This window comes from Microcoleus sp. A003_D6, assembly GCF_036702825.1.
Lineage (GTDB): Bacteria > Cyanobacteriota > Cyanobacteriia > Cyanobacteriales > Microcoleaceae > Microcoleus.
Genome location: NZ_JAUBWA010000216.1, coordinates 1 through 6473, shown reverse-complemented (window position 1 = coordinate 6473; position 6473 = coordinate 1). Strand labels below are relative to the sequence as shown.

Sequence of the window (6473 nt, the reverse complement as noted above, 5' to 3'; positions counted from 1 at the left end):
AGAACACTGACGCTTGCAAGGGAAACGAGAAAGGGCTGACGCACCCTACAATACTATTTTAAATGCGTAACAGCTTACCCTGACTTCTTAAAGAAGTCAGGTATCTGAGTATTCTATCCTACAAACTGCACAGCCTAACTAAAAGATCGATCGTCAAACGGCAATTCATCAAACAGCGGAGCCATATCAGACTCTGCAACAGTATGAGACTTCGCAACGGTTGGCTTCACCGAATTAACCTTGGCTACCGATAACTTGGCCGCAGGTTCTGATTTCTGTAGGTTAACTACAGGTAATTCTGCTCCATTTTCTCCATTTTTGCTAGTTTGATTCCACATCATCATCCCCAGCAAACCGTCAACCAAACCGCCGCCGCTACCGTTACCTGTTACCGCAACATCCGGCACAACTCGCACGTTGCGATCGCCTATAATTTGCATTAACTGCAAAGCCGTATAACCCGAACCTCCCAAAGCCACAACACCCGCGCGATAAGCTTCAGCTTGAGCATTTCCCTTCACCCGAATCGACTCAGCTTCGCCTTGAGCTTGTTTCACCTGAGAATTCGCTTTTAACTCCGAAATCTTCACGCCTTGCTCGGATTTTACCATCTCTTGTTGAATCTCAGCCAGCGCCGTTTCCCGCACCAATTGTTGCCGCTGAGTTTGTGCTAACTGCTGCACCTCATAAGTCTTGCACTGTTCCTCTGCAATTTTGCGATCTGTTTGAGTTTGCATCAACTCTGCGGGCGGCAAAATATCCCCGATCAAAGTATCAATTGCCTGCACGTCGTAGGTACGCAAAGCTGCTTTGATATACTCCGCAGCTTCTGCTTGCCGATCGCTCCTTGCGGAGAGAAAATCTAACACAGAATAAGCTTGAGCCGAATTGCGGAAATAATTACCAATTGTCGGCTGCAAAACGTGGTCAACTAAATTCTGCATCGAACCCACGCGAGAGATAACTTTCGGAGCATCCAAAGCGCCGACATGAATGATTTGAGCTACTTCTAGATCGAAGGCAAAACCGTCTCTAGAACGTACAGTTAAAGAAGAAAGTTGAGAATCGTAACTGTGCCTTTCTGTTTTAGTAGACCAATTCAAAACAATGTTTGTAGTCGGCACTAACTCTACTTTCAAAATGCGAGTATTCAGCGGATGTTTACCGGGATAAAGAGGTGCTACCCACACCCCTTTATTGCCCACATTTACTAAATTGCCGTGAGTGAAAGCAGCGCCGCTGACATCTTCCGAGGTTTTGCCGACATAGGAAATCACCGCGCCGACATAGCCGATCGGGATTTCGGTCATCGGCACTTGTTCCACCCCAACAAACCAAGGATTTAAGTTCCACGAACCGGAAAGCAAAACTTGTTCCTGCAAGCCGCGCCGCCCGCCAGCGCTGATAAATTTTTGCGCGTTTTGGAAGTTGTCGTGATTCGGAATAATCGGGCCGGCAATTTCGCCATCTTGAATTGGAACGCCGTCATAAGTTGTGACAATTCCCACTTTATCTGGAGCAATTGTGTACAGCTTCAACTGTTCTGCTGTCATCCCGTGTTTGGTAGCATTTGCTGCTGTAATTACGGTAAACAATGCCGTGTTAATTCGATAGCTGCCGCCCGTTAAGATGCCTAGTTGCCTGCCTTTTTCGCCGCATTCTTTAAGGAATTTGCGAGCATCTTGAAAATTGTCGCATTCTGTGATTTTGCCGAGGATGCGCTGCGGCGGATTTGACTCGCCACCTGCTGCGATAATTAAGGCAATTTCACCTTGGGGAACTACAGTCAGAGACTCTTTGCGAACATTGTACTGCAAAGGCCAATAACCCCAGTGCCAACCGGGTGGCAAAGTATCAGCTTGATATCCAGCTTCTCCGTTTAAGGCAATTAAATCTCCGGGGGGTAAAGACTTGCCGCCGAAGCTAAACTTTTTACTGACAATGCCAACTTCGCGATCGCCAATTACCACCAATCCGCCAAAAAATAGCGGCACCACCAGTATAAGTATCATACCGCCGATCGCGATCGGGATAAATCCGCCCGGATCGAGCTGCATTGTCTGCACGGGAACAGTGGTACGCAACTGCCCTAGCTGCAAGCTAGAATCAGGTTTTGCTGCTAGCTGAGTCGAGGTTTGTGCTGGGGGGATATTGCTAGTAGCTAATACTGGTGAGGGTTTTAAACTGGTTGTTGCACTAAGAGCTAAGGAAGCCGAAACAGCGGCTGCTAACTGTTTTAAAACGCGGACTTTGACTTGAGACTTGGACAAAAATGAATAAAGCATTTTTTTCTTACAAGCTATATAGTCTTATTACATCTAGCTTAAGCTGGATTCCAAATGCCTACATAAAACTTATTGAAAGTCGGCGGTTATTTTTGAGCGAAAACAGGTTTCCCAGTCAATACAACCTGTTCAATAATATCAGCGGCTCGCTTGACTGGGCCCGATCGCGCTTTTTTAATACGACATTTCCAAAAGTTGTTTGATAAAATAAAATTTTACCCTTATAGAAACATACTTTAGACCTCTTGCAAAAATAACTAGGACGGGCAAGATGCCCATCCCACAAAATTTTTTTTCTTGTGGAATGGGCCGGAGAGCCCGTTCCAGAATTTGATTAAAAGGATTTTTGCAAGAGGTCTAATATCAATACTCCGGACAGTTTTTTGGGCAGCGACTGAAACCCGCATTCTACCGTTAAGATTTCACCTGCTGAGGAAGCTGGAACCCTTATTCTACCGTTGGTGATTGAAAACTGTCCGGACTATTGTAATATCTCAGTTTAAACAAACTGGCCTGTTGCAGTCGATCGCACGCGGCGAATTCCAATCACCGACGGCATCGGCGATCGGCGCGAATCATTCGAGATATTACTCGGCCACAAACTGCCGCGAGAAACACTGCGAGTTTGATTAAAAACAGCACCGTTTAAATCCAGCATTTCAATTTGGCGGCTGAGTACAGTACCATCATCGATCGGGCAATCTTCCCCCGGATGCTGCACCGAAAGCAACAGCGTATCTCCCACAAAAGTTGGCCCCGTCATTTCGCATCGGTTCGGCCCGTAAGCAAACGGAATTACAGTTCCGGCATTCGGGCCGGAAGTCGGAATGTAAAACAGCCAATTGTTGCCGAAAACACCCGTAAATTCTGACACATTTCCTGTTCTTTTGTGGTCGATCGTCGCTTGTTTTGCAGTCGCACCGACATCAAAACCGTTGTGCGTGCTAGTAGACATATCAGTGACACCCCAAATATTGCCTTGATTGTCAAAATCCAAATTGTCTACACTAGCAAATCCCGCCCCAGAGACTGCACCCGCTTCTCCACCTTGAGCAAAACGCTGCCAGCGGAATGTCAAACCCGCACCGTCGGAACTGTCTTCAATTATTTTGTACAGTCCTCCCGATTGCTGACCGCTGTTGAGGGAGGCTGTGTATTTCGCAACATTAAAAATGCGAGAATCTGGATAGCCGTCGCTACCCGGTGCGCCGTCAGTATAAGCAATGAAAACTTCCTTAGTAGTAGGATTAACTTCCAAATCTTCCGGCCGCGCAGTGGGAGTTCCGCCAATCAAATTAGCAGCTAAGAAAGCATCAACTAAAACCGCACCTTGGCTGGTGTAGAAATTAGCAAGACTTTTATTTCTGTAGCCAGGAAGTGCTGTTGCTTCATTAGTTGTATCCATCACAAAAGAACCGCCGTCTTCGGTTTGACCTGCAATTCCGGCGCGTTTGGGGAAGCGAGTATTCGCATCTCTTTGAGCTTTTCCAAAACTGGCTAATTCTGCTTCGCCAACTTTAGAAGGACTCACCGGATTCGTAGGGCTATTTATTGTTAGCGGCAGCCATCTTCCCGCACCGTTGCGGTTGTATTGGGCGACGTACAATGTGCCGTCTTCAAACAAGCGGCTGTTGGTTTTATCTGCGGGATTGGTGACAGTACCGCTGCTGACAAATTTCCAGGTGTGTCCGCCGCGCCGATCGTCCCCCATGTACACTACTAACTTGCGCCCAGCTTCGGCGCGAATCGCGACGTTTTCATGGCGGAAACGACCCAAAGAGGTGTGTTTGCGAGGGCGGAAACTCGGATCTTGGGGATCGACTTCTACCATCCAGCCGTATTTTTCCCCGACTAATCCGAATTCCTCGCCAGTAGTGCCCTTGGCGTAGCCGGTTTGGGCGCCGTTGGGTTTGATGTTTTCTTGAACTCCGACGAAAAATAGTTCGCTACCTTGGAAATTTTCTTCGGCGGAGAGGATTGTGCCCCACGGGGTTGTGCCGCCGGAACAGTTGTAGGCTGTACCGATGATGCGGTTTCCCAGCCCGTCGCTGTTGACTTGCGCGAAGACTTGGGTGGCGGCTGGGCCGGTGCCTGTAAGGTATTTTTCGTCGCCTTGTCTGGTTCCCCAGGAGGTGACATCTTTGTATTTGTCGGCACGCTGGCTGTTGATTCCGAGGCCGGAAAGTCCGTGGATGCGTCGGTTGAGGGGGTCGCGGGCGATCGCCCCAAATCTGCCGTTAGACTGTTTGGTGATGCGGACGATCGAACCACCAAGATTGTACAGAAATTCGCCGAGGGTATCGCGATTCTTTACGGATAAGTCTATACCGAGGACGGCGCGATCGGTTGCTGGAAATGATGCCACATCTGAGGGCGCTTCCGGTGCCACTTTCGACATCGGGAAGCCTACGTACTCGTGGTTAACCCAGAGATAGCCGTCGTCACTGCTGCCGCGAAGGGGTAGGAAGGCGGTGTAGTCGTTGTTGTAGCCGAAATAGTCGGATGGATCGGGAAAAACTCGATCGCCCCAGCGGAGAATCACGTACCGTTCGTATTCCGGCGGTACAACCACATCGTCAACAACGCTGTAACTGGTTAATTTAGTATCCTGTGAGGCAGCCATCACGGTTCCCTGTCCGTTTAAGCCCGTCGGCATAAAGCTGGACAATTCTCGATAAACTGGCAGCGGGTGGGGAAGTCTTAACGGAGTGAAAGATAGCGGAACTACAGCTTCGGCGGAGGTGGAATTGATGCCGAATAGTGTTTTAGTTAGTTGAGGGGCAAGCACAGTGGTAGCTGCACTGCTGCCGAAGAAAATTAACAGTTGTCGGCGAGTTATTTTAGACATAAATTCCTTTTCAAACCAACATCCCTAATCTGATGATTCCGTATGAAACTCTATCACTGTTAAATTAAGGAAAGTTAACCTGAAGGTTAATTAAAATAGGGAGATATTTAGGTTAATAAAAAGTTAAATATTGTAATTAGCAATTGGTAATTGGGAATAGAGAGAGAGATTCAGGAAAAAATATCTATCCGTGTAAGCTGTTCGACATTTAAAGAACGATTGTAGGGTGCCGTACATAAGCGTTTCCCTCATTAGCGCGTAAGTGTTCGCTTCTGACGCACCATACAAGAGTTCGTTAGTCGTTTAAATGCGTAACAGCTTATCCGTGTATCCGTGATTTCCGTGTCGTGCTGTTGGTTATTTGTTATTTGTTGTTTGCTACCAATTCCCAATGCCCCATGCCCCATGCCCCATTACCAATATTTCAATCATCTCGAAAACCCGGATCGTTTTGTCGGAATGCCGATCGACTGGGCGCAGGTACATTAATCGCTTGCGAAAACCCAGAATTTGCGGGCGAGATATTGCCATCTCTGAATCCCAAGAGCAATTTAGCATCCGCAAAATATCTAGTCCACTGTTCGATTCTCGAATCTTTCTGCCACTCGCGGCGGGATACTCTCGATCGCAAAACCGGAACCCTTTGTCGGCTGCGATTGGCTGTAATGACGATCGTAACTTCTGTTAATGCCGGATTTTCTTGAAACTCGCGGGCGATCGACTCTTTCGCTAAATCTTCCGCCTGCTGCACTAAACTTGCAAAAGATTGACTGCCGTCCGAATCTAAGGTAAGGTAGCGCTCTTTGGTTTCAGCCAAAGCTATCGATATACTTGCTGTTAAACTGATAATTGCTAGAATGACGGCTGACAATAAGCGTAGGTACAAATTCATTTTGTTTGGAACTAAATACTAACACTTGTCAATGATAGTTAATAAAATTTAACAGACTGTTAAGCTTAAATTAAAATAATATTTTGTGTCACCATATTTCCGCTTAACAGGCTTTCCGGCCTGTTCCAAAACAAGTGCCTTTTCTTGTCGGGAGTAGGGGGTTGGGCATCCTGCCCGCCCATAGAAGGGTTATTGATAATGGTGCAATATCTCAGTTTTACCCGAAATATTTGTCGGTAGCAAAGGATGTCGATAAACTGGCCCCCGCGTTACTCTTCTGCCTTCTTCCTTCTGACTTCAACATCAGAAGGAACCCTCGATAATTAATCCGTGTATCCGTGTCAAAATCCGTGTCGTGCCTTCCCTCTTCCCTCTTCCTTCTTCCTTCTTCCTTCTTCCTTCTTCCTTCTTCCTTCTTCCTTCTTCCTTCTTCCTTCTTCCTTCTTCC

At 47.3% G+C, this 6473-nt stretch carries 4 protein-coding genes; all 4 read right to left on the bottom strand.

Annotated features, from left to right (window positions below; translation table 11 throughout):
• Nucleotides 1-134: 134 nt before the first annotated feature.
• On the bottom strand, nt 135-2285 hold the full coding sequence (locus tag QUB70_RS31230) for an SPFH domain-containing protein (RefSeq protein ID WP_332985635.1): 2151 nt from the start codon (nt 2283-2285) through the stop codon (nt 135-137).
• Between the two features lie 499 nt (nt 2286-2784).
• On the bottom strand, nt 2785-5133 hold the full coding sequence (locus QUB70_RS31225; protein ID WP_332985633.1) for a PhoX family protein: 2349 nt from the start codon (nt 5131-5133) through the stop codon (nt 2785-2787).
• Nucleotides 5134-5557: 424 nt separating this feature from the next.
• Nucleotides 5558-6025: a hypothetical protein gene (locus QUB70_RS31220; protein WP_332985632.1), complete on the bottom strand. Its 468-nt coding sequence runs from the start codon at nt 6023-6025 to the stop codon at nt 5558-5560.
• A gap of 217 nt (nt 6026-6242) precedes the next feature.
• On the bottom strand, nt 6243-6473 hold a 231-nt coding region (locus QUB70_RS31215), incomplete at its 5' end, for a hypothetical protein (protein WP_332985631.1).

What these genes read in the sequence shown, in the direction of transcription:
- QUB70_RS31225 (WP_332985633.1), bottom strand. Translation starts at nt 5,133, where the DNA reads ATGTCTAAAATAACTCGCCGACAACTGTTAATTTTCTTCGGCAGCAGT.
- QUB70_RS31220 (WP_332985632.1), bottom strand. Translation starts at nt 6,025, where the DNA reads ATGAATTTGTACCTACGCTTATTGTCAGCCGTCATTCTAGCAATTATC.
- QUB70_RS31230 (WP_332985635.1), bottom strand. Translation starts at nt 2,285, where the DNA reads ATGCTTTATTCATTTTTGTCCAAGTCTCAAGTCAAAGTCCGCGTTTTA.